The 25,803-nt window shown below is 70.3% G+C and carries 27 protein-coding genes; 10 read left to right on the forward strand and 17 right to left on the reverse strand.

The genetic code is table 11. The features are described 5' to 3' along the window. Positions 1–3: 3 nt before the first annotated feature. The 5 genes from ACQZ13_RS03780 to fusA form a co-directional block, all read right to left on the reverse strand. Complete coding sequence (locus ACQZ13_RS03780) at positions 4–927, reverse strand: HDOD domain-containing protein (protein ID WP_431049898.1); 924 nt, start codon at positions 925–927, stop codon at positions 4–6. Positions 928–1,044: 117 nt separating this feature from the next. After that, on the reverse strand, positions 1,045–1,296 hold the full coding sequence (locus tag ACQZ13_RS03785; RefSeq protein ID WP_431049899.1) for a hypothetical protein: 252 nt from the start codon (positions 1,294–1,296) through the stop codon (positions 1,045–1,047). Between the two features lie 66 nt (positions 1,297–1,362). After that, positions 1,363–1,548 carry a hypothetical protein gene (locus tag ACQZ13_RS03790; RefSeq protein WP_088407757.1) on the reverse strand — a complete coding sequence of 62 codons (186 nt, stop codon included), beginning with the start codon at positions 1,546–1,548 and terminating at the stop codon, positions 1,363–1,365. A gap of 258 nt (positions 1,549–1,806) precedes the next feature. After that, a complete protein-coding gene (locus ACQZ13_RS03795) occupies positions 1,807–2,403 on the reverse strand; it encodes a hypothetical protein (protein ID WP_431049901.1) in 597 nt (198 codons plus the stop codon). 111 nt (positions 2,404–2,514) lie between these two features. Beyond that, positions 2,515–4,647, reverse strand: coding sequence for an elongation factor G (gene fusA / locus ACQZ13_RS03800; RefSeq protein ID WP_431049902.1), 2,133 nt, complete (start codon positions 4,645–4,647; stop codon positions 2,515–2,517). 308 nt (positions 4,648–4,955) lie between these two features. On the opposite strand from fusA, the gene ACQZ13_RS03805 reads away from it, so the two are divergent. Further along, the gene (locus ACQZ13_RS03805) at positions 4,956–6,125 is read left to right on the forward strand and encodes a PQQ-dependent sugar dehydrogenase (protein WP_431049903.1); all 1,170 of its coding nucleotides are present in this window, start codon (positions 4,956–4,958) and stop codon (positions 6,123–6,125) included. A gap of 47 nt (positions 6,126–6,172) precedes the next feature. Here ACQZ13_RS03805 and ACQZ13_RS03810 read toward each other — a convergent pair whose 3' ends face one another. Together ACQZ13_RS03810 and ACQZ13_RS03815 are read right to left on the reverse strand one after the other, a co-directional pair. Next, positions 6,173–6,682 carry a GNAT family N-acetyltransferase gene (locus ACQZ13_RS03810; protein ID WP_431049904.1) on the reverse strand — a complete coding sequence of 170 codons (510 nt, stop codon included), beginning with the start codon at positions 6,680–6,682 and terminating at the stop codon, positions 6,173–6,175. Further along, a complete protein-coding gene (locus ACQZ13_RS03815; RefSeq protein WP_431049905.1) occupies positions 6,673–7,200 on the reverse strand; it encodes a GNAT family N-acetyltransferase in 528 nt (175 codons plus the stop codon). The genes ACQZ13_RS03810 and ACQZ13_RS03815 overlap by 10 nt, the downstream gene beginning before the upstream one ends. Before the next feature lie 49 nt (positions 7,201–7,249). On the opposite strand from ACQZ13_RS03815, the gene ACQZ13_RS03820 reads away from it, so the two are divergent. After that, on the forward strand, positions 7,250–8,086 hold the full coding sequence (locus ACQZ13_RS03820) for a TetR/AcrR family transcriptional regulator (protein ID WP_431049906.1): 837 nt from the start codon (positions 7,250–7,252) through the stop codon (positions 8,084–8,086). 34 nt (positions 8,087–8,120) lie between these two features. On the opposite strand, the gene ACQZ13_RS03825 is transcribed toward ACQZ13_RS03820, so the two are convergent. Beyond that, complete coding sequence (locus ACQZ13_RS03825; RefSeq protein ID WP_431049907.1) at positions 8,121–8,753, reverse strand: GNAT family N-acetyltransferase; 633 nt, start codon at positions 8,751–8,753, stop codon at positions 8,121–8,123. A 273-nt stretch (positions 8,754–9,026) separates the two neighbouring features. Beyond that, entirely contained in the window at positions 9,027–10,208 is a 1,182-nt protein-coding gene (locus tag ACQZ13_RS03830; protein WP_431049908.1) for a GGDEF domain-containing protein, read from the reverse strand. 74 nt (positions 10,209–10,282) lie between these two features. Here ACQZ13_RS03830 and ACQZ13_RS03835 point away from each other — a divergent pair, with 74 nt between their 5' ends. Further along, positions 10,283–11,398: a lactonase family protein gene (locus ACQZ13_RS03835; protein WP_431049909.1), complete on the forward strand. Its 1,116-nt coding sequence runs from the start codon at positions 10,283–10,285 to the stop codon at positions 11,396–11,398. 101 nt (positions 11,399–11,499) lie between these two features. Here ACQZ13_RS03835 and ftrA read toward each other — a convergent pair whose 3' ends face one another. After that, positions 11,500–12,447: a transcriptional regulator FtrA gene (ftrA, locus tag ACQZ13_RS03840; RefSeq protein WP_431049910.1), complete on the reverse strand. Its 948-nt coding sequence runs from the start codon at positions 12,445–12,447 to the stop codon at positions 11,500–11,502. Positions 12,448–12,547: 100 nt separating this feature from the next. On the opposite strand from ftrA, the gene ACQZ13_RS03845 reads away from it, so the two are divergent. Then, positions 12,548–12,967 (forward strand): rhodanese-like domain-containing protein, encoded by a 420-nt coding sequence (locus ACQZ13_RS03845; RefSeq protein ID WP_431049911.1) that lies wholly within the window; start codon positions 12,548–12,550, stop codon positions 12,965–12,967. Here the strand turns inward: ACQZ13_RS03845 and ACQZ13_RS03850 are convergent. Beyond that, complete coding sequence (locus tag ACQZ13_RS03850; protein WP_431049912.1) at positions 12,954–13,808, reverse strand: hypothetical protein; 855 nt, start codon at positions 13,806–13,808, stop codon at positions 12,954–12,956. The two genes, ACQZ13_RS03845 and ACQZ13_RS03850, sit on opposite strands and share 14 nt — an antisense overlap. Positions 13,809–13,949: 141 nt before the next feature. Then, a complete protein-coding gene (locus ACQZ13_RS03855) occupies positions 13,950–14,900 on the reverse strand; it encodes an AraC family transcriptional regulator (RefSeq protein WP_431049913.1) in 951 nt (316 codons plus the stop codon). A 119-nt stretch (positions 14,901–15,019) separates the two neighbouring features. Between ACQZ13_RS03855 and ACQZ13_RS03860 the strand changes: the two genes are divergently transcribed. Next, on the forward strand, positions 15,020–15,919 hold the full coding sequence (locus ACQZ13_RS03860) for an oxidoreductase (protein ID WP_431049914.1): 900 nt from the start codon (positions 15,020–15,022) through the stop codon (positions 15,917–15,919). A 55-nt stretch (positions 15,920–15,974) separates the two neighbouring features. Here ACQZ13_RS03860 and ACQZ13_RS03865 read toward each other — a convergent pair whose 3' ends face one another. The 4 genes from ACQZ13_RS03865 to ACQZ13_RS03880 all read right to left on the reverse strand — a co-directional run bounded on the left by ACQZ13_RS03865 (position 15,975) and on the right by ACQZ13_RS03880 (position 19,208). After that, positions 15,975–16,499 (reverse strand): CreA family protein, encoded by a 525-nt coding sequence (locus tag ACQZ13_RS03865; protein ID WP_431049915.1) that lies wholly within the window; start codon positions 16,497–16,499, stop codon positions 15,975–15,977. After that, on the reverse strand, positions 16,492–17,682 hold the full coding sequence (locus ACQZ13_RS03870) for an acyltransferase family protein (protein ID WP_431049916.1): 1,191 nt from the start codon (positions 17,680–17,682) through the stop codon (positions 16,492–16,494). The genes ACQZ13_RS03865 and ACQZ13_RS03870 overlap by 8 nt, the downstream gene beginning before the upstream one ends. Positions 17,683–17,871: 189 nt before the next feature. After that, entirely contained in the window at positions 17,872–18,219 is a 348-nt protein-coding gene (locus tag ACQZ13_RS03875) for an antibiotic biosynthesis monooxygenase family protein (protein WP_431049917.1), read from the reverse strand. Continuing rightward, positions 18,216–19,208: a hypothetical protein gene (locus ACQZ13_RS03880; RefSeq protein WP_431049918.1), complete on the reverse strand. Its 993-nt coding sequence runs from the start codon at positions 19,206–19,208 to the stop codon at positions 18,216–18,218. The genes ACQZ13_RS03875 and ACQZ13_RS03880 overlap by 4 nt, the downstream gene beginning before the upstream one ends. 51 nt (positions 19,209–19,259) lie before the next feature. Here ACQZ13_RS03880 and ACQZ13_RS03885 point away from each other — a divergent pair, with 51 nt between their 5' ends. From ACQZ13_RS03885 to ACQZ13_RS03900, 4 genes are all read left to right on the forward strand, one after another. Further along, positions 19,260–19,967: an ArsR/SmtB family transcription factor gene (locus ACQZ13_RS03885; protein ID WP_431049919.1), complete on the forward strand. Its 708-nt coding sequence runs from the start codon at positions 19,260–19,262 to the stop codon at positions 19,965–19,967. Beyond that, positions 19,964–20,761, forward strand: coding sequence for a DUF72 domain-containing protein (locus tag ACQZ13_RS03890; RefSeq protein ID WP_431049920.1), 798 nt, complete (start codon positions 19,964–19,966; stop codon positions 20,759–20,761). The genes ACQZ13_RS03885 and ACQZ13_RS03890 overlap by 4 nt, the downstream gene beginning before the upstream one ends. 98 nt (positions 20,762–20,859) lie before the next feature. Beyond that, the gene (locus ACQZ13_RS03895) at positions 20,860–22,686 is read left to right on the forward strand and encodes a carboxyl transferase domain-containing protein (protein ID WP_431049921.1); all 1,827 of its coding nucleotides are present in this window, start codon (positions 20,860–20,862) and stop codon (positions 22,684–22,686) included. Between the two features lie 60 nt (positions 22,687–22,746). After that, complete coding sequence (locus ACQZ13_RS03900) at positions 22,747–23,943, forward strand: GGDEF domain-containing protein (RefSeq protein WP_431049922.1); 1,197 nt, start codon at positions 22,747–22,749, stop codon at positions 23,941–23,943. A gap of 35 nt (positions 23,944–23,978) precedes the next feature. Here the strand turns inward: ACQZ13_RS03900 and ACQZ13_RS03905 are convergent, their stop codons facing one another. Then, the gene (locus ACQZ13_RS03905; protein ID WP_431049923.1) at positions 23,979–24,623 is read right to left on the reverse strand and encodes a YdeI/OmpD-associated family protein; all 645 of its coding nucleotides are present in this window, start codon (positions 24,621–24,623) and stop codon (positions 23,979–23,981) included. A 19-nt stretch (positions 24,624–24,642) separates the two neighbouring features. Between ACQZ13_RS03905 and ACQZ13_RS03910 the strand changes: the two genes are divergently transcribed. After that, positions 24,643–25,758 carry a calcium:proton antiporter gene (locus tag ACQZ13_RS03910; protein WP_431053116.1) on the forward strand — a complete coding sequence of 372 codons (1,116 nt, stop codon included), beginning with the start codon at positions 24,643–24,645 and terminating at the stop codon, positions 25,756–25,758. Positions 25,759–25,803 lie beyond the last annotated feature (45 nt).

The following is a 25,803-nucleotide window of genomic DNA, read 5'->3' on the forward strand; positions in this document are numbered from 1 at the left end:
GTGTCAGACGACGCCGTCGACTTCGTGGACGAGTTTGAGCGTGTGAGCCGGAGAGAGACTCATCAGCTCGCCGATCTCGATGAGGTCGTCGGGCACGGCCGGGTTCTCCCAGCTCAGCGCGGTGTGCCGCGCCAGGCGCACCGCCAGCATCACGCTGCGCACTTGGGGATCGTGGACCTTCTTGTCGTCGACGATGTGGGCGAGCAGCTCCGGCAGATGCCAGGTGCGCATCAGTGCCTGCTCCAGATCGCCAAGCTCCACATTGAGCACCGCGCGCTGAGCGGCGACGCTGCGCAGCGCCGGATCCGCTTCCTGGCGGCGCTGGATCTCGAGCGCCAGATCAGGCGCCTCGCACCACAGCAGCATTTCGGAGAAATCGTGCAGCAGCGCGGCGCTGTGGACGACGGCCGCGTCCGGGTCGGCGCGGTGCGCGGCGAAACCCAGCGCGAAGCGGGCCGCGCGCTCAGCGCGATGCAGCACACGCTGGATGCCGGCGAGCGCATCTGGCCGATCGGCCAGCCGCTGCTCGACCGTCGGCTGTTCGCCGAAGGCCTTGAAGAAGGGGGTGATGCCCATCAGCACCAGCGCGGCCGTGACCGTCTCGGTGTCGGTCAGCAGCCGGCTGGAGCGCTGCGACGCGGCATGCGCCAGCAGCTTGAGCGTCATCAGCGGGTCCTTGCTCAGGAACTCGCCGAGGAGGTGCGCGTCGACCGCGTCCTCATTCGCGCGCCAGAGTTCCAGCTGCTCGGCCGTGCTGGCCAGCACCGGGATTTCCATGTCGCGGAAGCGGGCCGTCCACGCCGCCAGATCCGGCAGGGGCCGGATCAGCGGCTGGAACGTCGCCTGCTGGGCTGGGGAGGGAATCGGCGGATTCCCCGACCCGTTCCCGGACGGGGCAGACGCAGCGGGCGGAGCGCTCTGGGTCATGAAGCGGGGTCGTCGCGTGGGCGGCGATGCACGGTGAATGTTGTTCATCGTATATCGGCTCGGCCCCTGCGAGCTTGATCCCCACCGCGGCCAAGGCGACCGCGAGCCAGAGCGGCATCACAGCCGTTGCACACCCGCGAGGGTGCCCTGCAGTTGGCCGTCGACGTAGATCCGGCCGGTGCCGTCGGCGTCGACATGGAACTCCAGCCCTTCGGCCGGTGCGTCGCGGCGCGCCGCCGGCGCGACGTGCCACGCCCAACTGATCAGGCGCCCGCCGGCGCTGAGCAGCAGGATCGCCAGCCAGCCGCGGAGGCTCTGCTGGCGGGCCAGGCCATGCATGCGGCCCGGCATCAAGGTGAACTCTTGCATTTCTTGTCTCCCTGGGCGGCCTGCGCCGGACCGGGAAGACATCCCGTTCCGTCGGAGGCTACCCGTTCAAGGGCTGAAGTCGTCGTGCCGCTGAAGCGCGCGCTTCAGGGCCTGCTGTTCCTGCTGGCGGCGGCCGCCGGCGGTGGGGCCGTGACGGCCTGCGGAACGGCCGTGGCTCAGGGCCACGAAGGGATTGCGCGGCTTGCGCGCTGTCACTGCGAGACGCGGACGGGGAGTGGTGAACTGGGCCATGGCAGCCTCCTGTGATGACGGACGGAAAGGGAAGGGGAGTCCCGGGACGGCGCCTGACAGCGCGGCCGTTGCGGCGGGGGCTCAAGAGTTGCGCAGATGATAAACATCTGATTATCAAGCGCAAGTGATTTTGCTCGGACGTTGTCCCATGGCGACGGGACGCGCGCAGGCGTACGCCTGCCTGGCCGGCGAGGCGCGATCAGAAGGGCGGGAAGGAGAGTCAGCGCGAACCGCTGACGCAGACGCCGATGGAAGCGCTCAGCGCTTCTTCGACTTCAGCGGCGCGATGCTGCGCTGCAGCTTGTGCCAGTCGTCGATATCGGAGGTCGCCGGGGCGGCCGCCTTGGGCGCCGGCACGGGCGGTGCGTTCGGCGCGGGCGGGGTGAGCACCTCGCCCAGCAGGTCCAGCAGCCGCGTGCGCGCCCGCTGCGGATGCCGGCGGTAGTAGGTCAGCACCAGGCCGACGATGAAGCGTTCGTCATCGTCCTGCGGGAGGCTGGGGGAGTTGTCCGCCGACGCCGGACGGCCCGCATTTGATAAAGCCGTGTTGCCCTGCGAGGTACCGACCGCCGGCGCCGCAGCACCGAGCGCGCCGTGCTCCTGATCCATCCAGCCGTTGGGCTTGTGGGTCAGCTGTTCGAACTGCCGGGCCAGTCGTTCGCCGATCTGCCGGGAGCGGCTCTTGATCTGGCTCCAGTAACTGGGCTGGATCTGCAGGCGCTCGGCGAAACGGCGCTCCAGGCCGCGCAGGGCGGCGGCATCGGGATGTTTGATCGTGGCGGCAACAAACTCGTCGAACAAGCGCATCGCGTTGTCCAGGCGGATCTGCGCGACGTCTCGGTGGGCGGAACACATCCCCCAATGATAAAGCTTCGTTCACAAACGCTCAGGCCCCGCCCCGGGGCTCGCACCCTGCCCATCGGCGTGGTAGCGCTACGGCAGGGGGAGGTCGCCGACCGCGAAGGGCTACTCCTCGTCCTTCAGGTGGTAGCCGGCGGCCAACTGGGCCTGGGTGTTGGGGGGCACCGCCTCGTAATGGGACAGCACCATCGTGTAGCGCCCCTGGCCGCTGGTCATCGCGTTGAGGCGGTTCTGGTAGGCGCTGAGCTCGGCCAGCGGCGCCAGCCCGTCCACGCCGATCTGTCCCGGCACGCTGCCGCGCGTCCCGAGCACCTGACCGCGCCGCGAGGCCAGGTCGCCGGTGATGTCGCCGGTGGCGTTTTCCGGCGCGCTGATCTCGACCTGCACGATGGGTTCCAGCACCACGGGCCGCGCCTCGCGCACCGCTGCGATCAGCGCGCGTTTGCCCGCCGTGATGAAGGCGACTTCCTTGGAGTCCACCGAATGATGCTTCCCGTCGAAGACGGTCACCCGCAGGTCGACGACCGGATAGCCGGCCACAACGCCCTGCGCCAGCGCCTGCCGCACGCCCTTCTCGACGGCCGGCATGAATTGGCCGGGGATGGTGCCGCCCTTGACCTCGTCGCGGAACTCGAAGCCCGCGCCGCGCTCCAGCGGCTCGATGCGCAGCCACACCTCGCCGAACTGCCCGGCGCCGCCGGTCTGCTTCTTGTGGCGGTAATGGCCTTCGGCCTTGGCCGAGATCGTCTCGCGGTACGCGATCCGCGGCGGCTGGGTCTGGACGTCGAACTTGTAGGTCTCCTTGAGCCGGTCCAGCAGCACCCTCAGATGCAGTTCGCCGAGCCCATAGACCAGCGTCTCCCCGCCCTGCGGCCCGAGGCCTTCCTCGTGGCCGCCGCCGCGTTCCAGGCGCAGGCAGGGATCTTCCTCGACCAGGCGCGACAGCACCTCCCACAGCCGCTGCTCGTCGCCGTGACGGCTGGGGCGGATCGCCACGCCGTGCACCGGCGTCGGCAGCGCGATCGGCGCGAGGTGCAGATGCTCATCCTCCTGCGCGTCGTGCAGCACCGCGTCGTAATGCAGCTCATCGATCTTGGCCAGCGCGCACAGGTCGCCGGGCAGCGCCTGCTCGATCTCCACATGCTCCTTGCCCTGCAGCATGAACAGATGCGCGACGCGCACCGCCTTGCGGGCATGGCCGACGAAGAGCTGGGCGTTCTTCTTCAGCGTGCCCTGATGGACGCGCAGCATCGCGAGCTTGCCGAGGTAGGGGTCCGACTGGATCTTGAAGACGTGCGCGACGACGTGCTGCGCCGGATCCATCGAGACCAGCAGCGGTTCCGCCTCGTCGCCTTCGCGCCGCATGAACTGCGGCGGGTTGGCCTCATAGGGATTGGGGAGCAGCTTCTCGATCACGTCGAGCAGCTCCGCGACGCCCGCGCCGGTGCGTGCCGACACGAAACACACGGGGATCAGATGACCCTCGCGGAACGCCTGCTCCAGCGGGGTGTGCAGCTCGGTGGCGGGCACGTCGCCCTCGTTGAGGTAGCGGTCGACGAAATCCGGATCGACTTCCACGACCTGCTCCACCAGCGCGCGGTGGGCGGCTTCGACCGAGCCGAAGTCGCTCTCGCCGCTGCAGCCGAAGAAGCAGTCCTGCACCTTGGTCCCGCCCGCGGCGGGCAGATTCAAGGGCAGGCATTCACGGCCGAAGGCTTCCTGCAGCTGGGCGAGCAGCGCCTGGGCGTCGACGCCCGGCGCATCGATCCGGTTGACGATGATCAGCCGCGTGAGGCCGCGCCCCGCGGCCGCCTCCATCATCCGGCGGACCATCAGCTCCAGGCCGTTCTGCGCGTTGACGACGACGGCGACCGATTCGACCGCTTCGAGCGCCGGCAGCGCCTGCCCGATGAAATCGGGCGCGCCGGGCGTGTCGAGCAGGTGGATGCGCAGACCCTCGTGCGCGATGTGCATCTGGGAGACCTGCAGCGAATGCAGCATCCGCTTCTCCAGCGGATCGTGGTCGCTGACGGTGCTGCCTTTCTCGATGCTGCCGGCGGTCTTGATGCTGCCGGATTTCAGCAGCAGGGCCTCGGCCAGCGAGGTCTTGCCGGCGCCGGCCGGGCCGGTGAGCGCCAGGGTGCGGATCGCCGCGATGCCGGGATGCTGCGGCAGCGCGGCGCCGCCTGGGCTGCCGGCGGTCGTGCCTTCCGGATCGGAGGAGGGGGTGGGGGACATGGCTCGTTCCTCTCAGGCAAGAGTTGGACGTGGGTCTGGAGCCGGACTGCGGCCAGCGTAGAGGAAGCGCCGGGCCTGCACAAGCAGGGGCATCCGGCCGGAGCGGGGCCGCGCACGGCGATTGCCCGCGATGGCGGGAGGATGACCCGAGGATGTCCAGGGACGAGGCAGGGTCGGTGGCGCCGATTTCATCCGCTTGCAACTCCGTTTCCGCGCCGGCCTAGACTCGTCGTCTTCACGGCGTCGTGACGCCGTCGCGGGCGGCCGGTTTTTCGACCGGCCCATCGATCAGCACAAGGAGAACGGGCATGAGCGTGGCGGAATGGATGTCGACCCTGGCGGTCGCGATGGCGGCCACGGCCTGTGGCGGCGGTAGCGGGGGCGGCGACGACACCGCCGCGCCCAGCCAACCTGGCGGCGGTGCCGCCGCGCCGTCGATGCAGACGCTGAACAGCACGCTCGACCGCCCCTGGGGCCTCGTGCAGTTGCCCGACAACCGGCTGCTGGTGACGCAGAAGGGCGGCACGATCGTGCGCCTGTCCGCGGCCGGCAAGACCGAGGCGACGATCACCGGCGTGCCCCAGGTGCTGGACAGCGGCCAGGGCGGGCTGCTGGGCATCACGATCGATCCGGACTTCGCGACCGCGGGCAGCAACTGGGTCTATTTCTCCTACGCTGAAGCGGGCACCGGGACCGAAGCCGGCAAGGCCGGCACCACGGTCGCGCGCGGCCGGCTGGAAGGCGACGCCCTCACCAGCGTGCAGGTGATCTTCCGTCAGGCGCCGAAGGTGGACGGCACCGGGCACTACGGCTCAAGGCTCGTCTTCGCGCGTGACAAGACGCTCTACATCACGACCGGCGAGCGCATGAAGGGCAGCCCGTCGCAGGACCTGCAGCAGACGCTGGGCAAGGTGATCCGCGTGAACCGGGACGGCAGCATCCCGGCGGACAACCCGACCTTCGCCGCGGGCGCCAAGCCCGGCATCTGGAGCTACGGCCATCGCAACATCCAGGGCGCCGCGCTGCATCCGCAGACGGGCGAGCTCTGGCTCACCGAGCACGGCCCGCAAGGCGGCGACGAGGTCAACATCGCACGCGCCGGGAAGAACTACGGCTGGCCGATCAAGAGCTACGGCTGCGAGTACGGCTCGCCGGTCGGCGACGCCTGCCGCATCGGCGGGGGCACGCATGCGCCGGCCTATGTCGAGCCGCTCACGACCTGGACGCCGATCTCCGTCGCGCCGGCGGGGCTGGTGTTCTACACGGGCAGCCTGTTCCCGGAATGGCGCGGACAGCTGATCTCGGGCTCGCTGGCGGGCACCGCGCTGTGGCGCATCACGCTGAACGGCGACACCGTCACGGGCAAGGAGAAGATGTTCGGTGACCTCGGCGAGCGCTTCCGCGACGTGATCCAGGCGCGCGACGGCGCGTTGCTGACGGTGACCGACGGCGGCAAGCTGATGCGCGTATCGCGCTGAGGCGCGGGAGCGCAGGGGCGCTGTGGCGCCGGAGCGCTGACTGTCGTTCAGTCCAGCCGCTTCCAGTACAGCGCGGTCGCCTGCAGCTCTCCCTGCGGGTTGGCGGCGAAGAACGGGATCTCGCCGCTGCGGTGGAAGTCTTGCGACTGGTAGAAGGCTTCGGCCGCCGATCCGGCTTCGGTGTCTAGCGTCAGCAGGCTGAGGCCAGCGTCCCGCGCGGTCTGTTCCAGCACGGCCATCAGCTGCACGGCGACGCCGCGGCGCCGCGCGTCGCGATGGACCATCAGCTTCATCACGTCCCCGCGATGGCGCTGATTGGGCTTGCCGCAGAGCGACAGCTGCACCGTGCCGAGCACCCGGTCGCCTTCGCGTGCGACCCACAGCCGATGCCGCGGTCCGAGCTGCTCGAACACGCCTTCCCAGTACTCGCGCATCTGCGCCTCGTCGACGTCTTCGAGGAATCCCAGCGAGCCGCCGCCGTCGACGACGTCGAAGAACAACTCGCCGAGCGCCGGCATCCAGTCGCGGTCGGTGCCGCGCAGTTCGATCAGGTCCATGAGGGTTCCTTGGGTTCCGGGTTCAACGTCTTGCCGAGGCACACCGCGTCCTCGCGCCCGACGTAGCCGCCGTAGTTGGGAATCTCGGAATAGCCGTGCCGCCGATAGAAGCGCAGCGCGCGGTCGTTGACGCGCCGCGTCTCCAGCCACAGCGCGCGATAGCCCATGACGAGCGCTTCGCGCTCCAGCGCGATGAGCAGGGCGATACCGACTCCGCGGGTGCCGTCGCGGGCGAACATCCGCTTGAGCTCGGCCACCGGCGCGACGCCGGCCTGCGCGAGCGGCCGGACCGCGCCGCAGCCGAGGAGCGCGCCGTCTTCGCCCCGTGCGACCAGGAACACGGATCGTCCCGCCGGCATCGACGCGGCCTCGAACCCGCTGGCGCCCGAATCGCCGCTGAGCGACGCCAACCGCTGGTTGAGCAGATGCATCAGGAGCACGGCATCGGGATGCGAGACGGGAACGGCCTCCAGCAGCGACCGCGTCGAGGTCGCGTCGGCATGGTCAATCGCAGGCATTTGTGGCATCGTCCAGTCTTCATTCAAACCGTCGATCAAATACTAACCAATGGTTAGCAAATCCACAAGCGGCGGCCGCGCGACGATGCCGGATCCGCGTCCGAGCGGTCCGAAGGGCCTGCACAACACCTCCGGCGTCGTGCAGGACAGGCCGGACGGCGCCGCGCAGGCGCGACCGCAGGCGAAGCCGCAGCCGCGCGTGCGCCAGAAGGTGGCCAAACCGGAAGGGCCGTTGAAGCGCCAGGCGCAGCGCAAGGCGATGAACGAGGGCGAGCTGGATCTCGACGTGGACGGCGACGCGGCGCTCGACCTTGGCGTCGGAGCCGGCACAACGCCGACCGCGTCCCAGCAGCGGCGCGCCGCGCACAAGTTGGCGCTGGAGGCCGGCATCCTCGCCGCCGCGCGCGAGCTCTTCGCCGAACGCGGCGCGGAGGCGCTGACGCTGCGCGAGGTGGGCGCGGCGGTGGGCTACTCGCACGCGACGCTCTACAGCTTCTTCCACGACAAGGGCGAGCTGCTCGCGCGCCTGGCCGAGGACAGCCTGCGCACGCTGCTCACGCGGCTGCAGGGGGCGGCGGACGGGGCCGCTTCAGGCGGGGAGGCCGCCGCGGTGGCGCGGGCTTTCGTGAACTGGGGCTTGCAGCACCCGCACGACTACCGGCTGCTGATGCTCGACACGCCGGCCGCGCTGCGCGAGTCGCTGATCGCGGGCCTGGACGGGCTGATCGCTCCGGCGGCGTTGCCGGCCGCGCGCGCCGCGGCGCTCTGGGCCGGGCTGCACGGGCTGGTGATGCTGGAGCAGGGCGGGCTCGCCGCCCTGGGCGGCGTTGCGGCAAGAGCCCGGCGCATCGAGGCGCTGCTCGCGGGGCTGCTCGACGTGCGCTGACGAGCGCTGATGCACGCGGAGGCGCGCGCGGTGCTCAGACCAGATGCGGCAGTCGCTTGTAGTACATCGCGGCGGCCTGCAGCTGGCCTTCGGCGCCGTGGCAGTGATCGGGGATCTGGCCGGCGCGCTGCCAGCCGAGATGCGCGAACACCGCTTCCGCCTGCGAGTCGGCGCAGGTCTCCAGCTGCAGCAGGAATCGGCCTTGCGTCGCCGCCGCGCATTCCAGGCGCGACATCAGCTGCCCGGCCACGCCGCGGCTGCGTTCCTGGCTGTGCACCATCAGTCGTTGGACTTCCCCACGGTGGTGCGCATTGGCCAGCGGGCACAGCGAGAGCTGGACGGCGCCGAGCAGACGCCCCGGGCCTTCGGATTCGCAGGCGATCCACAGCATGTGGTGCTGGCCCAGTCGCGCGAAGACGCCGTGCCAGTAGTCCAGCGCCTGGTAGCGCGACAGCGGCGCCAGGAAGCCCAGCGTGGCGCCGAGGTGGACGTTGTCGATCAGCAGGGTCGTCAGGGCGGGCAGCCATTGCAGGTCGCGGGAGGTCAGCTTGACCACCTCGATCGGCGCGCGCTGCAGGTGCTGCGACGCGGCGGCATCGCTGGCCAGCGGATTGAGGGCGCGAGGGGCTCGGGCGTGGACGGCCGTGGGGCTGAGGGCGACATGCATGGCGGGAACTCCAGGTCTTGGTACGACGACGTCCCGACCCATCTCGTGGATGGCGGTGGGGACCTGGAAAACCCTGACGCAAACGTCATGCCAACCGGGCGCTGGCGCGCATCGACTGGGCGATTGGCGCGCGGTGGGCGCGACAGGCGTGAACCGCGTCACGGCCCGCAGGGGTCGAGGCGGGACATCGGCTCTCGATGAGGTCTGATCCGTCGGCCTCGGCGGCTGCAGCAGCCATCCAGGCGGTGCGCGGGCTTGCGTGTCCGAGGTCGTTCAGGCGGGCACGGCCACGCTGAGCTCGGCTTCGAGCCCCGGTTCGGCGCACAGACGCCCCTTTCCCTGGCGTTTGGCGGCATACAGCGCCGCTTCGGCGCGGTGCAGCAGGTCCTCGATGTTGCGATCACCGTTGCGCAGCTTGGCCCAGCCGGCGGAGTAGCCCAGCGTGAAGCCGAGCTCGCGCGGCGCGAGTTCGAGCAGCGCGTCCCGCTGCCGCCGGTCGAGCGCGGGTGGGCCGACGAGGTCGGAGCGCGCCATCAGCACGGCGAAGCGCTGGCCGTCGATGCGTGCGACGACGTCGCCCAGGCGTTTCTGCTCGTCCAGGCAGCGGCCGAAGAGCGCGAGGGCCTGGTCGCCCTTGGCTTCGCCGTGCGTCGTGTTGATCGCCTTGCAGCCGTCGACGTCCATGACGATGAGCATCAGCGGCTCGCTGTAGCGGCGAGCCATCGAGATCATGTCCACGGAGCGCTGCTGGAACGCCCGGCGGTTGGACAGCCCGGTGGCCGCGTCGATCTGCGTGAGGCGGCGCAGCTCGGCTTCGCTCTCGCCGCGCCAGGCCACGAGGATCGCGACCGCCGCGGCCAGCACGCAGACGTTGGCGACGACGGCGAACACCATGTTGAGCGGATGCGGCGCGTCGAAGCTGGGCAGGTTCGCGGTGTCGAAGCCGGCCAGGTAGGCGCGCGCCAGGTTGAGCACGGCCAGCAGGCCGAGGCTGACGGTGAACAGCAGCCGCCAGCGCCGGTTGCCGACCGGGCCGCGCTTGACGGGTTGCATCAGGCTGGCGCCCAGCGCCAGCATCTGCAGCCCGATGCAGCCGTTGGACCAGGCCAGGCGCAGCCCGTAGTTGTCCCAGCCCGCGCCGTAGCCGACCATCACCAGCACCGGCATGCCGTACTGGAAGAGCCGGCCGGCCCGACCCGGCAGCCAGCGGTCGGCGGCCATCCACAGCAGCGTGAGGCTGAGGCTGAGCAGGCCGAGCGCCACGATGGCCGTCAGGCGCATGCCGTCGGGCGGCAGGAGCAGCAGGGCCCAGCCGGCGGCCTGCGCGGCCGCGCTGAGCTGCGCGCGACGGGCGGCGATGCTGTCGCACCAGCCGAGCAGCAGCGGCAGCAGCAGCGCCAGCGCCAGGGACTGGATCAGCATCAGGCTGAACAGCGTCGGGACGTCGAAACGCATACGCGCGGCACCCGCCGGCGAGGCGGGCTGGAGCTGGTCATGACAGGGCATTGTGGCCGTAAAGTCGCGCTCCGATGACCCCTTCCAACCCCGCGATTTTCTCCATCCCGCCTGAGGGCCTGCCGTTCGCCTACGCCGGCGGCTACGCGCCGCAATGCGAGGGTGTTCACGCGCTGGTGCGCGATGCCGATGGGCGTGTCCATGCCCGACTGGCGGCAGCGTTGTCGGGCAGTCCGACCTGGCTGCATCTCGCCGAAGGCGGCACCCGCCTGCATGTGCTCCTGGAAGACGGCCACGAGCTGGCGACTCTGGCCGTCGACGCGGCGGACGGAACGCTGACCCTGCTGTCCCGCCACGCGACGGGCGGCAAACTGCCGGTGCATCTGGTGCTCGACGCGATGGCGAGTAGCGCGGAGGCAAGTGACACCGGGGCGAGCGACGCTGCGCGCCACGCGTGGGTCGCGCATTACGGCGACGGCACGCTGCGCCGTGCCGCGATCGACGCGGACGGCGCGCTTCAGCCCACGGATCGCGTCATCGCTCCGAGGGGCCATGCGGAGGCGGTTGCCGATCCGGCCGCGCCGGCGCATGCGCACATGGTCCGTCGCCATCCGCGATGGCCGCTGATGCTCGCCAGCGACCTCGGGCGCGATCTGATGAGGGTGTGGCGACTCGACGCCTCCGCAGCGGATCCCGTGGAACTCGATGGCCTGAGGCTCCCGACGGGCTCCGGTCCCCGTCATTTCGTCTTCCACCCGCAGGATGACGCGCAGGTCTATCTGCTCAACGAGCAGGCGAATGCGCTCGACTGGCTGGGCCTGGACGAGGCGGGTCGACTGACGCATCGGCTGCGGCTCAGCAGCCTGCCTCCCGGATTCGAAGGCCTGAGCTACGCCTCGGACCTGCTCATCGCGCCGGACGGCCGCCGGCTGTGCGCGCTGAACCGGCTGCACGATGCGATCGCCGTCTTCGATCTCGACGGGCAAGGCCGCCCGTCCTGGCGCGGCGAGACCTGGGCGCAAGGCAGCTACCCGCGAAGCGCGACCTTCAGCCCGGACGGACACGAGTTGTGGGTCAGCCTGCAACGCAGTCATCAGATCTGCGTGTTCCGACTCGACGTCGAGGCGCTGCCGCGCTTCGACGGTACCTTCATTGCGATGCCGGGCGCGGCCTGCGTGGTCTTCCGCTGACCCGCCGAGCGTCAGCTGTCTTTTCTCTTGCCCCTCTCCCGCATTGCGGGAGAGGGGTTGGGGTGAGGGTCGTGGAACCGCTCGTTCGAGCCTTCGATCGCTCAGCCGAACTGCCGTCGATACCGCGATGGCGCCGGCAGCCCCATCAGCCGGAAGTGCCGCCGCATGGACTCGGGTGAGCCCAGTCCGGCGAGATCCGCGACCGCCTCGACGTCGAGCGCCTCACGCGTCTCCAGCAATTCCTTCGCGATGGCGACGCGCTCGCGCGTCAACCATTCGAGCGGCGCAAGCCCGGTCGCCTCCTTGAACCGGCGCTGTAACGTGCGCGCGCTCATCGCGGCCCGACGGGCCATCGACGCGACGGTATGCGCGTCCCGTGGATGCGCGCGCAGCCAGTCCTGCAACACCGCGATGGGACTGGCCTCATTCGAAGGCATCGGCCGCGGCACGAACTGCGCCTGTCCTCCCTCGCGATGCGGCGACATCACCAGCCGCTGCGCCACCGCATTCGCGACGCGCGGGCCGTGATCGCGCCGCACGAGGTGCATGAGCATGTCGAGTCCCGCCGCGGATCCCGCCGAGGTGATGAGCTGCCTCTCGTCGACATAGAGCGCGGTCGGATCGACGTCGATCAGCGGGAACTCCTGCGCGAGCCGCTCGGCATATCGCCAGTGCGTGGTCGCGCGCTTGCCGTCGAGCAGCCCCGCATGCGCGAGCACGAAGACCCCGGAGCAGATCGTGCAGAGCCGTGCGCCGCGCGCGTGGGCGGCGCGCACGGCCTTGAGCAGTCTCTCGGGCGGTCGCTCGGCGGCATCCCGCCAACCGGGAATGACGATGGTGTCGGCTCGTCGCAGCATTGCCAGCGTGTGCGGTGCCTCGACGCGAACGCCGCCGGTACCGCGCAGCGGGCCGGGCTCCGCGGCGCAGATCGCGTGGCGGTACCAGTCGACACCGAGTTCCGGGCGTTCGAGCGCGAAGAGCTCGACGGCGCAGCCGAACTCGAACATGCAGAGCCGGTCGTAGGCCAGGATCGCGACAAGATGAGGCATGGCGCGATCTTACCGATCAACGGCATTCCGGCCACTCGTCCGAGCAGGCGACCTTCGCGACACTGACCGCCATCGATCCACTCCGCTGAAGGAACTTCCGATGAGTTCGACCCTCTCCGCTGTCGCCGCCGTCCCCGCCGCACCGAGCGCCCAGGCGCTTGCCCATTTCGAGCAGGCCTTCGGCTTCGAGACCGACTGCTGGGACGTGCACGACGCGTTCTCGCGCGGCGTCGAGGACTTCGTGCTGCTCGACGTCCGCAGCCACGAGCTCTACGACCGCGGCCACGTGCCCGGTGCAACGAGCCTGCCGCACGGCAAGATCACCGAGGGAAAGATGGCCGCATATCCGATGGACACGCTGTTCGTCGTGTACTGCGCCGGCCCGCACTGCAACGGCGCGCACCGCGGCGCCATCCGGCTCGCGAAGCTCGGTCGGCCGGTGAAGCTGATGATCGGCGGACTGACCGGCTGGATCGACGAGGGTTTCGAGGTCGAGTCCGGCGAGCCTACAGCTGATTGAGCACAGGGCTCCACAGCGCGCTGAGCTTGCGATATCCCGCCTTGGTCGGGTGGATCTCGTTGACCCAGTCCGCGGTGGGGCCCGTGTCGCGGGTCGAGGCCGGGGTGAGCGTGCCCTGCGTGTTGACCACGTGCACGGAGCCGTCGGGGACGGTCGCCGCGATCTGGAAGAGCAGCGCCTTCAACCGTCTCAGCATCAGCGCGGCGACGGCGGCCCATTCGGTCTCCGGCACGCCGAACGTGACGAGCGACGGCTGAAGCCACGGCCCCTTGCCGAAGCCGACGCCGGAGGGCCGCGGCACGGCGAGGTCGTAGGTATGCAGCACCACCGGGATGCTGCGGTTCACGTTCCTGTCGCGCTCCTGGAGCATCTGCTTCACGACCGCTTCCAGATAGACGCTGAAGGTCGACCATCCCGCGTTGGAGAGGAACCGGTCCTCGGCGATGCCCTGTCCCCATTCGTCGCGGGTGGCGAGCAATCTCTTGTCGCGCGGATGGGCAGGACCGACGGCGGCGGCGTCGATGAGGTCGTTGCCGCCGCCGGACAGCAGCAAGGCGCTCCACGGCTGGCGCAGCGGACCGTTGAGATAACTGAGGAATCGCCGCTCGCGCGTCGCGTCCACCATCCGCTTGAGTACAGCCCCGGGAGACGCGAAGTTGACGGCGCAGGCGACGATGTCGGTCGACATGCCGTCGAAGAGGTTCGAGGACTTCAACGGCAGCGCGCCCAGCGAGAACCACGAATCGCCCTGGGCGAGGAACTGCCGGTTGAAGTCGGAGAGCGGCGCCGGGTTCTCCTTGTTCTCTACTTCATCGGGCGTGAAGACGGTGATGACGGGCATGGGCGGCTCCTCGCTGGCGCCGATGCCGACACGCACCGGACGATCCAGGCTAGCGAGGAGGGCGTCGCGCGTCATCCGCGGTCTGTCCCTGGATGACGCGGCGTGAGACGCCGCCGCGTCGGTCGCGGTATCCGACGCCGCTCAATGAGAGGACACGAACGCCTCGTCGTCCTGCTCCGGGATGGCGAACGAGGCCTTCAAGCGCGCGACCTCCACCTGCGGCGTCCGACCGAAGAGCCGGCGGAACTCGCGGCTGAACTGCGAGGCGCTTTCGTAGCCGACACGGTCCGCAGCCGCGGCAGCCGTCATGCCCTTGTGCAACATCAGCAGCCGGGCCCGATGCAGGCGCGTCGACTTCAGGTACTGCATCGGCGTGGTCTGCGTGACCGCCTTGAAATGCGCATGGAAGGCGGCGAGGCCGAGTCCCGCCTCGCGCGCCAGGCGCGAGACGTCGAGGCGTTCCGCGTAATCCGCATGGATGCGCTTGAGCGCCAACGCAATGCGACCCAGATGCCCGCGCTCGCCGAGCACGCTCCGCAAGGTCGCCCCCTGCGCGCCGCAGAGGACGCGGAAGTACAACTCCCGCAGCAACGCCGGACCGAGCACCGCCGTCTCGACGGGATCCACCATCGCTTCGAGGAAGCGCAGCAAGCTGCCCTCGATCCGGTCATCCATGGGCGAGGCTTCCAGCCCGAGCGGCGCCGCCGGTCCGGGTAGCGTGTCCTCGCGGGCGATGCCGCTGTAGTCGATCGCCAGCGCGACCTCCGCGGCCAGCGCCGGATCGAGCCTCAGATACGCAGCCAGCAGCGGCGCCTCCTCGCTCGCGTCGGTCTCCATCGTGAACGGCACCGGCACGGCCACCACCAGGTAGTGGCGCGCGTCGTAGACGAGCGTGCGGTCGCCGATGAAGCCGCGTTTGCGGCCCTGGCAGACGAAGACGATGCCGGGCTCGTAGAGCACCGGCGTGCTGTCGAGCGGGCGGTTGCTGCGCAGCCAGCGGACCGATTCGATCGGGCTCACGGTGTAGCCCTCGGTAGGAGCGAGCTGGAGCAGCAGGTCGCGGATCTGGTACTGGCGAGTGGGGGCGGTCATGGGATGTCGCGGATTCTCGTCTGCGAGGGAACCCGGCGGCGGCGCGATGGAGGAATAGGCAAGACCCGTGGGGCCCTGGGGCTGCGCAAACGGGCCGTGGATTCCTAGCATTCCCAGCCATGAACACCACCTCTGCAAACGCAAGCGCCGCGACAGACCCCTCGCCGTCGTCGGAGCGGACCGCCAAGACCTTCCTCATCACCGGCGTCAGCAGCGGCTTCGGCCGCGCGATCGCGGACCGCGCGCTGGCCGACGGTCACGTGGTCGTCGGTACCGTGCGCAACGCCGAGGCGGCGCGCGACTTCGAACAGCGCTGCCCCGGCCGTGCGCACGCGCGCCTGCACGACGTCACGGCGCTCGATCTCGCAGTGCCGCTCATCGCCGCCATCGAGGCGGATATCGGTCCGATCGACATCCTCATCAACAACGCGGGCTACGGCCACGAGGGCATCCTGGAGGAGAGTCCGATGGAGGACCTGCTGCACCAGTTCCAGGTCAACGTCTTCGGCGCGGTCGCGATGATGAAGGCGGTGCTGCCGTTCATGCGCGGCCGTCGCGCGGGACGCATCTTCAACACGACGTCGATGGGCGGCTTCATCACGATGCCGGGCATCGCGTACTACTGCGGCAGCAAGTTCGCGCTGGAAGGGATCTCGGAGGCGCTGGGGAAGGAGGTCGCCGCGCTGGGCATCTCCGTCACGGCGATCGCGCCGGGCTCCTTCCGGACCGATTGGGCGGGCCGGTCGATGGTGCGATCGGAGCGCGGCATCGCCGACTACGACGCGATCTTCGATCCGATCCGCGCGAGGCGGCAGGCCGTGAGCGGCCGTCAACTGGGCGATCCAGCGCTGGCGGCCGGCGTGATCGTCGATCTCGCCGTCGGGGAAGCACCGCCGCCGGCGCATCTGCTGCTCGGCAGCGATGCGCTCGGACTGGTGCAGCAGAAGCTGGCCTCGATGAACGAATCCATCGAGACCTGGCGCGCGGTGACCGTCAGCACGGACGCGCCGATCGAGTGACGTCGGCGAGTGACGTCGGCTGGTGACCTCGGCTGGTGACGTTTGCGGGTGACGCTCACTTCACCGGAATCGCCGTCCCCCTATCCACCGGCACCGCCGTCACGCTGTTCTGCGGCGAGCCTTCGATCACACGGTCCGAGTAGGTCAGATAGACCAGCGTGTTGCGCTTCTCGTCGACCATGCGGACGACGCGCAGCCGCTTGAACACGAGCGAGGAGCGTTCGGAGAACACCTCTTCCTGCTTGGGCAGCGGCTTGGGGAAGCTGATCGGGCCGACGGCGCGGCAGGCGATGGACGCTTCCGACTTGTCCTCGGCCAGGCCGAGCCCGCCCTTGATGCCGCCGGTCTTCGCGCGCGAGACGTAGCAGGTCACGCCGTTGACGGCGGGATCGTCGTAGGCGTCGACGACGATCTTGTGGTTCGGGCCGATGAACTTGAACACCGTGCTCACTTCGCCGATCTCCTCGGCGCTGGCGGCCGTGCAGGCCGAGGCGATGAGCGCCAGCGCCGCAGCGGCGACGGAGAGGATCGCCGCGCGGCGGGAAGGACGGGAACGGCCGGAGAAACGAGGGCTACGCATGCTGAGGGCTCCTTGGATCCATGGTTGTAGCACGCGTGCCGTCGCTGAATTGCGAAGGGATCCAGCGGTCCCGCAGGCCCAGGAACGGCAGCTCCACGAGCCGGTACAGCAGCCAGCCGCCGATCAGGCAGACCGCCGCGATCACCGGCACCGTCCAGCCTGAGGTCCGCGTCAGACCGATCGCCGCCAGCGGCTTGACCAGGGCATAGGCGATCGGCTTGTGGGTCAGGTACAGCGCGTACGACCAGCGTGCCAGCGCATTCGCGCCGGGGATCTGCGCGCGCGCCAACGGACCCTGCGGCGCAAGCACGGCCAGCACCATCAGACCGAAGCTCCAGGCGAGCGCGCTGTAGCCCCAGCTGCTCATCGCGTGACCGTAGCCGTAGTCGTCGATGTAGTAGAAGTGCAGCATCAGCGTCAGCATGCCGAGGCTGGCCGCCGCGCCGATCGCGAGCAGCGTCTTCGCGCGTTGCATCAGCGCCGCCCAGAGGTCCGCGTGACCGTGCTTCAACAGCGCGATCGCGACGCCGGGCAGGAACTCGTCCAGCCGCGCGAGGCTGCCGTAGTAGAGATGCGGGTAGTAGCCGAGCGCCGGATCCTGCGTCCCATACAGCCGCCACAGGTGATCGCGCCAGACGATGGCCGCCAGCGTCAGCACGCCGATCAGCGACCATGCCAACGCGCGGCGGCGCCGCTTCAGCGCCGCGCCCAGCATCAGCGCCGCGGGCAGCATCAGGTAGAACTGCTCCTCGATGCACAGGGACCAGGCATGCGAGAACGCGGTGCCCGGCGTCAGCGCGATGTTCTGCGTGAAGGTCAGGAAGCGCCACAGCGGCGGTGGCTCGCGTCCGCCCATCACCTGCGGGAACAGCCAGTAGAGCGCCAGCACCACATAGAAGTTGGGCAGCGTGCGCAGCAGGCGCCGTCCGTAGAAACGCGGCAGCGAGAGCCGCCCGCCGCGCTTCATGCCGCCCATCAGCTGGTTGGCGATCAGGTAGCCGCTCAGCACGAAGAACAGGTCGACGCCCGCCCAGCCGATGCGGCTCAGCCAGCCGAAGGTGGGAACGCCGCTGACGAAGACCTGATAGTGGTACGCGAAGACCAGCAGGATGGCCGCGGCGCGCAGCGTGTCCAGGCCGTGCAGGCGCGGCGAACCCGGGACGGGCAGGGCAGGGGATGACATGAGCGGGGTCCGGCCTCGAGGCCGTGTCGTGTAGGCGGCGGCGATTCTCGGCGCGCCGCCCGGCGCCGGGCCGGATCGTGCGACGAAATCGTCGGGCCGGACGACGAGACCCCGGCGGAAGGCGCGTTACGGGCGTTACGGGCCATCCGGGCGTTACGGGCCATCCGGGCGATACGGGCGTTTCGGGAACTACGCGCGGTGTCGTTCCCGGCTGTCCGCCGGCGCCTGTTCCCGCTCGGTCATGCCGTAGTCGCGCAGCACCGAAGCGACGCGCAGCCGGTAGTCGGCGAAGACGCCCCCGCGGCCTTCCGATTGGGCGCCGCGGTGCGCCTCGATGCGGCGCCACTCGCGCACGGCTTTCTCGTCGCGCCAGAAGGACAAGGACAGCAGCTTGTCCGGATCGGAGAGGCTCTGGAAGCGCTCGATGCTGAGGAAGCCGTCGACCTCCTGCAGCAGCGGCTTGAGTTCGGCGGCGAGTTCCAGATATCGGTCGCGTCCATCGGCGCTAGGGATGACTTCGAAAATGACGGCGATCATGAGCGGGGCTCCTTGTCCAGATCGTGCTGGTCATGCTGATCATGCTGGTCATGCAGCGCGTCCGGCTTGTCCAGGAATTGCGGGATGTCCATGTTGGGCAGCGAGAGCGCTGCGGCCGGCTCCGGAAGTCGCAGGCCGGTCTGCTCGGAGAGCCAGGTCAGCGCCGCGTGCAGGCTGGTGAGTGTCAGGCCTTGCCCGGGGCAGCGGTGGGCGCCGTCGCCGAAGGGATGATCGGTGCCGGACAAGGGCACGCTCACCGGCTCGGCGGGTTCCTGCCGTACATCGAAGCGCCGGGTCACGCGCACCGCGCCGCCGTCGCACGCGATGCGGAGCAGCCCGTCCCGCGAAGGCAAGCGGCCGGTGATCCGCCATTCGAGCAGTGCGTGCCCGAGCAGTGCCGTGCCCGCCTCGTGGCTCTGCCAGATCAGCGCCAGCCGGTTGGCGGTGAACGCGGCGCGGTCTGTCCATCGGTCAGGTGCCGCATGGCGGAGCAAGGTCCATTGCAGCGGCGCGTCCGGCGAAAGACGCTCTGCATCGTCGAGCGCATCCAGCAATGCGGCGACGGCGTCGCCGCCCGCGTGGACCGCGTCGGCGTCGGCATTCGCACCCAGGCCCGCCGCCATCGCGCGCAGGGCGGCGTGCAGCCGTCGCTGCGCGTCGACATCGCGGATCTCGATGCCGAGCAGGCTCGCGACCGTCGACGCCGGAACCGCCCAGGACCAGTGCGACCAGTCTCCTTGCCATGCGATCGCAGCCTGCCGCCGCGCATGGGCGCGGACGTCGTCGTCCGACAGGGCCATCAGCGCGCGCGTCAACGCCGCCTTCTCCGGAGGATGCGCGGCATCGTCGCGCTGACGCAGCCAGCGCGCGAAGACGTCGGCCAGCGGCCCGCCGTGCGCGCGCAGCGGCGGCGGCAACGGCTCGCCGGGCGGACGCATGCGCAGATCCGGATCGAGCAGTGGCGAATGGAAGGGACAGGAGGAGGTCATGGGGGAATCTTCGCGATGGTTTGCCGGGAACGCTTCGCTTAGCATCGAAGCATGATTGACGCCCCCACCGCCGACGAGGCGCTGGCCCACATTGCCGCCAGCATGGCCGAGCCGGTGCGTGCGCGCATGCTGTGCTGCCTGATGGACGGCCACGCCCGCACGGCGACCGAGCTCGCCGCCGTCGGCGACGTCGCCGCGTCGACGGCCAGCGCGCACCTGGCCAAGCTGCTCGGGCAGGGACTGGTCGGCTGCATGGCGCAGGGCAAGCACCGCTACTACCGGCTTGCCGGGCCGGAGGTCGGCCAGGCGCTGGAAGCGATGCTGGTGCTGGCCGGCCTGCCGCGTCCGCGCTTCGAGCCCAGCACGCCGCCCGCGCTGCGCCAGGCCCGCCGCTGCTACGACCACCTCGCCGGCCACTGGGGCGTCCGCCTGCACGACCACGCGCTGCGCCTGCAATGGATGACGCCGGATCCCGACGAGGTCCGCGGCTACCGCTTCACCGACACGGGCCTGGACGCGTTGCGCGGGCTGGGCGTCGATGTCGCCGCCGCCACCGGCGCGCGTCGCCGTCGCCTCGCCTGCGCCTGCATGGACTGGAGCGAGCGTCGCCCGCACCTGGGCGGCGCGATCGGCGCCGCGTGGCTGCAGGCGATGCTGGCGCAGGACTGGCTGGACCCCGATCCCGACAGCCGCGCCCTGCGCGTGACGCGCCGCGGACAGACCCGACTCGAACGACTTCTGGAGGACACGACGACATGAGCACCTCGATCCACGTGGGCATAGGCGGCTGGAATTTCGAGCCTTGGCGCGAGACCTTCTATCCCAAGGACCTGCCCGCCTCGCGCGAGCTGGAATACGCCAGCCGACAGCTGAGCGCCATCGAGGTCAACGGCACCTACTACTCGACCTTCAAGCCCGCCACCTTCGCCAAGTGGCGCGACACCGCGCCCGAGGGCTTCGTGTTTTCGCTCAAGGCCAACCGCTTCGCGACCAACCGGCGCGTGCTCGCTGAGGCCGGCGAATCGGTGAACCGCTTCATCGACAGCGGCGTCGCCGAACTCGGCCCCAAGCTCGGGCCCATCGTGTGGCAGTTCGCGACGACCAAACGATTCGACCCGGTCGACTTCGGCGCGTTCCTGAAGCTGCTGCCCAAGGAATCCGCCGGCGTGCCGCTGCGGCATGCGCTCGACGTCCGGCATGAGAGCTTCCGCTCGCCGGAGTTCCTGGCGCTGGCGCGCGAGCACGGCGCGGGCGTCGTTTTCACCGAGTCCGACGACTATCCGCCCATCCCCGACCTCACCGCCGACTTCGTCTACACGCGGGTGATGCGCACGCGCTCGGAGCTGGTGACCGGAGTGACGGAGGAGGAACTCGACGGCCTCGCGGCGAGCGCGTCGCGCTGGGAGTCCGGCGGCCAACCCGACCGGCTGCCGCTGGTCGAGGCCGACCGCGCGCCGCCCAAGCGTGCGCGCGACGTGTTCGTGTTCTTCATCAGCGGCGCGAAGGAGCGCGCGCCCGCCGCCGCGATGGCGCTGATCGAGCGCCTGTCCTGAGTCGTGAGGCAGCGGGCGCATCGGCGTCCGCTGTCAACTGCGCGGCAGCGCGACGCCGACGGGGCGCCTAGAGTCGGCGCTCACCCGGGAGGTTCTGCATGCCGTCGTTCGTCGCTCCGTCGTCCGCCACCGTCCAGCAATGGCTCGTCGCCGTCGGGGACGTCGTGCGACGCGGCCAGCCCGTCGTCCGCCTCGAGGCGATGAAGATGGAGCACGAGCTCCCGGCGCCGGCCGATGGTCGCATCGAGGAGCTGTTCGCCGATGAGGGCGAGTTGGTGCGCGAGGGCGACGCGCTGATGAGCTGGAGCCTGGCGAAGTCCGCGGAGGCTGAGCCGCGCGCGCAACGCGACAGGGCGGTTGAATCGTCGACGACGGGCGAGCGCGCCGACATTCGCGCCTGGCGCGAGCGCCACGCCCTGCTGGCCGACGACGCCCGGCCCGACGCGATCGCCAGGAGGCATGCGCAGGGCCAGCGCACGGCGCGCGAGAACGTCGATGCCGTCTGCGATCCCGGCAGCTTCACCGAGCTCGGTGCGCTCGCCGTCGCCGCGCAGGCCGCGCGCCGTCCCGTCGAGGAACTGCGTGCCCAGACACCGGCCGACGGCGTCGTGACGGGCGTGGCGCGATTGCACGCCCGGCAGATTGCCGTGATGGCTTACGACGCCACCGTGCTGGCCGGCACGCAGGGCTTCCGCGGTCATCAGAAGACCGACCGCCTGTTCGAACTCGCCGAGCGCCGCAAGCTGCCCTTCGTGCTGTTCGCCGAGGGCGGCGGAGGTCGACCCGGAGACACCGACATGCCGGTCGTTGCCGGACTGCATGTCGCGACCTTCGCCCGACTGGCGGCGCTCGCCGGCCAGGTGCCGACGATCGGCGTCGCGGCCGGCCGCTGCTTCGCGGGCAACGCCGCGTTGCTGACCTGCTGCGATCTGATCGTCGCCACGCGCGACAGCAACATCGGCCTCGGCGGCCCCGCGATGATTGAAGGCGGCGGTCTCGGGCGTTTCGAGCCCGAGCAGATCGGCCCCGCGCCGGAACTCGCGCGGGCGGGTGTCGTCGACGTGCTGGTCGACGACGAACAGCAAGCCGCCGCTCACGTGCGCGCCTTGATGGGCTGGATGTGCCGCATGCCTGCAGTCACTGCGCCCGACCAGCCCGACCAGCCCGACCAGGCGCCGCTCGACCACGCGATTCCGGAAGTCCGCCAGCGCGCCTATCCGGTGCGCGAGATCCTTGACCGGCTCTTCGACACCGGCTCGCTGATCGAGCTGGGACGCGGCAGCGGCGACAGCGTGATCACCGCCGCCGCATATCTGAAAGGCCAGGCGGTGGCCGTCGTGGCGAGCGATTGCGCCGTGCTCGGTGGCGCGGTCGACGGCGCGGCTTCGCGCAAGCTGGCGCGCTTCTGGCGCCTGTGCGAACGGCTCGGTCTGCCGGTCGTCAGCCTGATCGACAGCCCGGGCTTCATGGTCGGCCCCGAAGCCGAATCCACCGGGCAACTGCGCGAGGCGGGCGAACTGTTCCGCGCCGCCGCGTCGCTGACGGTGCCGCTGACCGCCGTGGTGATGCGGCGCGCGTTCGGACTCGGCGCGATGGCGCTGGCCGGCGGCAGCCTGCATCGCCCGATCGGCTGCGCCTCGTGGCCGAGCGGCGAATTCGGCGCCATGGGGTTGGAAGGCGCGGTGCGGCTGGGCTACCGCAAGGAGCTGGCCGCCGTGCCCGACGGGTCCGAACGCCAGGCCCTGTTCGAACGCCTGCTCGCCGCGCAGGTGGCGCGTGGTCAGGCGCTGGCGATCGCCGAGACGCTGGAGATCGATGCCGTCATCGCGCCGCGCCAGACGCGCGACTGGATCGCCGCGCTGATCGGGGACGCCGTTCCGACGCCGTGCCAACAAGGGCCTGACGCGGGTCGGACGCCTTTGTAACGAACAACGCCCGCGATGTAGGGGGGCGCTCGGGGGCCTCGATCACTACACTCCTGCGTCATGGCGTCCATCCACATCCCTACGCTGATGTTGGCGCTGCTGAGCGGTTTCGCGATGCTCGGCGTGCAGCTGTGGGCGGCGCAGCGCAGCCGCCTGCACTACCTGGACCTCGGCGTGTGGACCTGGGGTTCGTGGACGCTGCTGTTCGGCTTCGTGGGGCTGGCGTCGCGGATGGTGCTGCCGGTCTGGATCTCCGCGCTGCTCGGCAACGGGCTGATCGCCCTGGGCATCGTGTTCTACAACGAGGCGATCCACCGGCACGTGCTGGGGCGCTCGCTGCCGCGCTGGATGTGGTGGGGCGGCCCCGCGGTCGCCTGGGCGCTGACCGCCTGGATGCTGGCCTGGCCGCTGGCGCTGCGCACCAGCGCCATCTCGCTGGTCTTCGCGGTGCTGCTGCTGCCGGCGATCTTCGTGCTGCTGGGGCCGGGATGGCGCGGCGAGGCCTCGCTGCGCGCCGTCGGCGTCACGCTGGTGGCCGCCGCGGCCAGCCTGATGCTGCGCAGCGTGCATGCGCTGACGAATCCAGACGAGTACCTCGACCTGATGCAGGGCAGCCTCGGCCAGGGCCTGACCTTCCTGTTCAGCTTCATCTGCCTGATCGGCGCGGGCTTCGGGTTCGTGCTCGCCAACTTCGAGCGCATCGCGCGGCGCATGGAGGAGGTCGCCTCGACGGACGGTCTCACCGGCTGCCTGAACCGCATGACCGCCGACGCATTGCTGCGGCATGAGCTGGAGCGCGGCCGGCGCGAAGGCACGCCGCTGGCCTTCGTGCTGCTGGATCTGGACCACTTCAAGGACGTCAACGACTGCCACGGACATCACGCCGGCGACGACGCGCTGCGGGCCTTCGCGGCGGAGGTGCGGGCGCGGCTGCGCGCCTCGGACGTCGTGGGCCGCTGGGGCGGCGAGGAATTCGGGCTCGTGCTGCCGGCCACCGACGGCTCGGGCGCGAGGAGCCTGGTCGAGCAGATCCGGGAGGCGGTGGCGACGTTGCAACTGTGCGACGGCGACGGGCGCGCCTTCACGCTGACGGTGTCCGCCGGCATTGCGGTGGCGGAGCCGGGCGGTCAGTTGAGCGCCGACCAGCTGTTCATGCGCGCCGACCGCGCGCTGTATCGCGCCAAGGACGGCGGCCGCAACAACGTGCAGGTGCACGACAGCAACTGGGAGTTGGGGACGGAGTCTCCCGTCGCCTGAGCCCCGTCGACGCTGCGGATTCGTCTCTGCGAGCCTCAGCAGTTCTCGTACTTCCAGTTCCGCCGCTTGCCTTCGGCGATCCACTCGACGGCCTGCGCCAGGCGGCGCTCGCGCGTCTCGGCCTTCTTGGCCTCGACGATCCAGTCGATGTAGTCGCGCCGCTGGCCGGGCGGGAAGGCGTCGAAGGTCTTCTGCGCCGCGGGATTCGCGCGGAGCGCCGCGGCCAGGTCGTCGGGCACTTCCGGCGGCGGCTTGGGCGCGGAGGCGCGCGCGGGGCGGGCCTTCACGCCGTCCTCGATCAACTGCATCGCGCGCTTCAGGATGGCCTTCTGCTCGGCCTTGGGCGGCAGGTCCTTGATCGAGGTGAGCTTGCCGAAGTCGCCCATCGCGCCGCCCTTGGCGTGGTCGGCGCCGACGGCCGCCTCGCCGTGCCAGAACCCGATCGAGCAATGCGCCTTGAAGGCGGCCATGCCGGTCAGGATCTTGTCGCGGTAGGTGAAGTTGGGGAAGCCCCACTTGATCGTCTCGACGACGTCGGGGCAGTGCGCGTGCACGGTCGCGCGCCAATGGCGCAGCAGCTCCTGCGCGAACGGGGCGGCGCGGTCGATGTAGGCGTCGACGCGGGGATCGAGGGTCGGCATGGTCCGACCAGCGTAGCGCGTCGGAGGCTGCGTGACCATCGTGGTCTATGCTCGGCCCATGCATGTGAAGCGCTCCAACTCCCTCTTTGCCCGCCTGCCGGCGGCCCTCCCGATCTGGTCGCTGGCCGCGCCGCTGGCCGCGATCCTCGCGCTGGTGGGCCTGACGGCCGGCGCCAATTCGACGCTGGTGCTGGGCGTGGTGAGCGTGCTGCTGATCGCCGCGGTGCTCGCGGCGGTGCATCACGCCGAGGTCGTCGCGCACCGCGTGGGCGAGCCCTACGGCTCGCTGGTGCTGGCGGTGGCGGTGACCATCATCGAGGTGGCGCTGATCGTGTCGCTGATGCTGGCCGGCGGCGAGTCGACCAATGCGCTGGCGCGGGACACGGTGTTCTCCGCGATCATGATCGTGTGCAACGGCGTGCTGGGGCTGTGCATCCTGGTCGGCGGCTGGAAGCATCAGGAGCTGGCCTTCCGCGTCGAGGGCACGAGCCCGACGCTGGCGGTGCTGGCCGCGCTGTCGGTGCTGACGCTGGTGCTGCCGGCGTTCACGACGAGCTCGGCCGGACCGACCTTCACCACCACCCAACTGCTGTTCGCGGGCGGCGTGTCGCTGGTGCTCTACGGCGCCTTCGTGTTCGTGCAGGCGGTGCGGCACCGCGACTACTTCCTGCCGGTGACCGGCGTCGACGATCAGGACGCGCACGCGGCCCCGCCGAGCTGGCGCGTGGCCGGCACCAGCCTGGCGCTGCTGCTGGTGTGCCTGGTCGGTGTCGTGGGTCTGGCGAAGCTGCTGGCGCCGACGATCGAGCGCGGCGTGCAGGCGATCGGCGCGCCGCCGTCGCTGGTGGGCGTGATCGTGGCGATGCTGGTGCTGCTGCCGGAGACGGTGGCGGCGGTGCGCGCGGCGCTGCACAACCGGCTGCAGACCAGCCTGAACCTCGCGCTGGGCTCGGGCCTGGCGAGCATCGGCCTGACGATCCCGACGGTGGCGGTGCTGTCGCCGTTGTTCCCGCACTCGCTGGTGCTGGGGCTGACGCCGCTGAGCATGGTGCTGCTGTTCCTGACCTTCATCGTCGGCGGCCTCACGCTGGGCGGCGGCCGCGCGACGGTGCTGCAGGGGGCGGTGCACATGGTGGTGTTCGTCGTGTTCCTGTTCCTGGCGGTGTTCCCGTGACGGCTGCGATGCCGTGAGGCGCCGCCGCCTCGTGCGGCGCGACGC

The organism is Roseateles sp. L2-2 (genome assembly GCF_050613215.1).
Taxonomy (GTDB): Bacteria; Pseudomonadota; Gammaproteobacteria; order Burkholderiales; family Burkholderiaceae_C; genus Roseateles; species Roseateles noduli.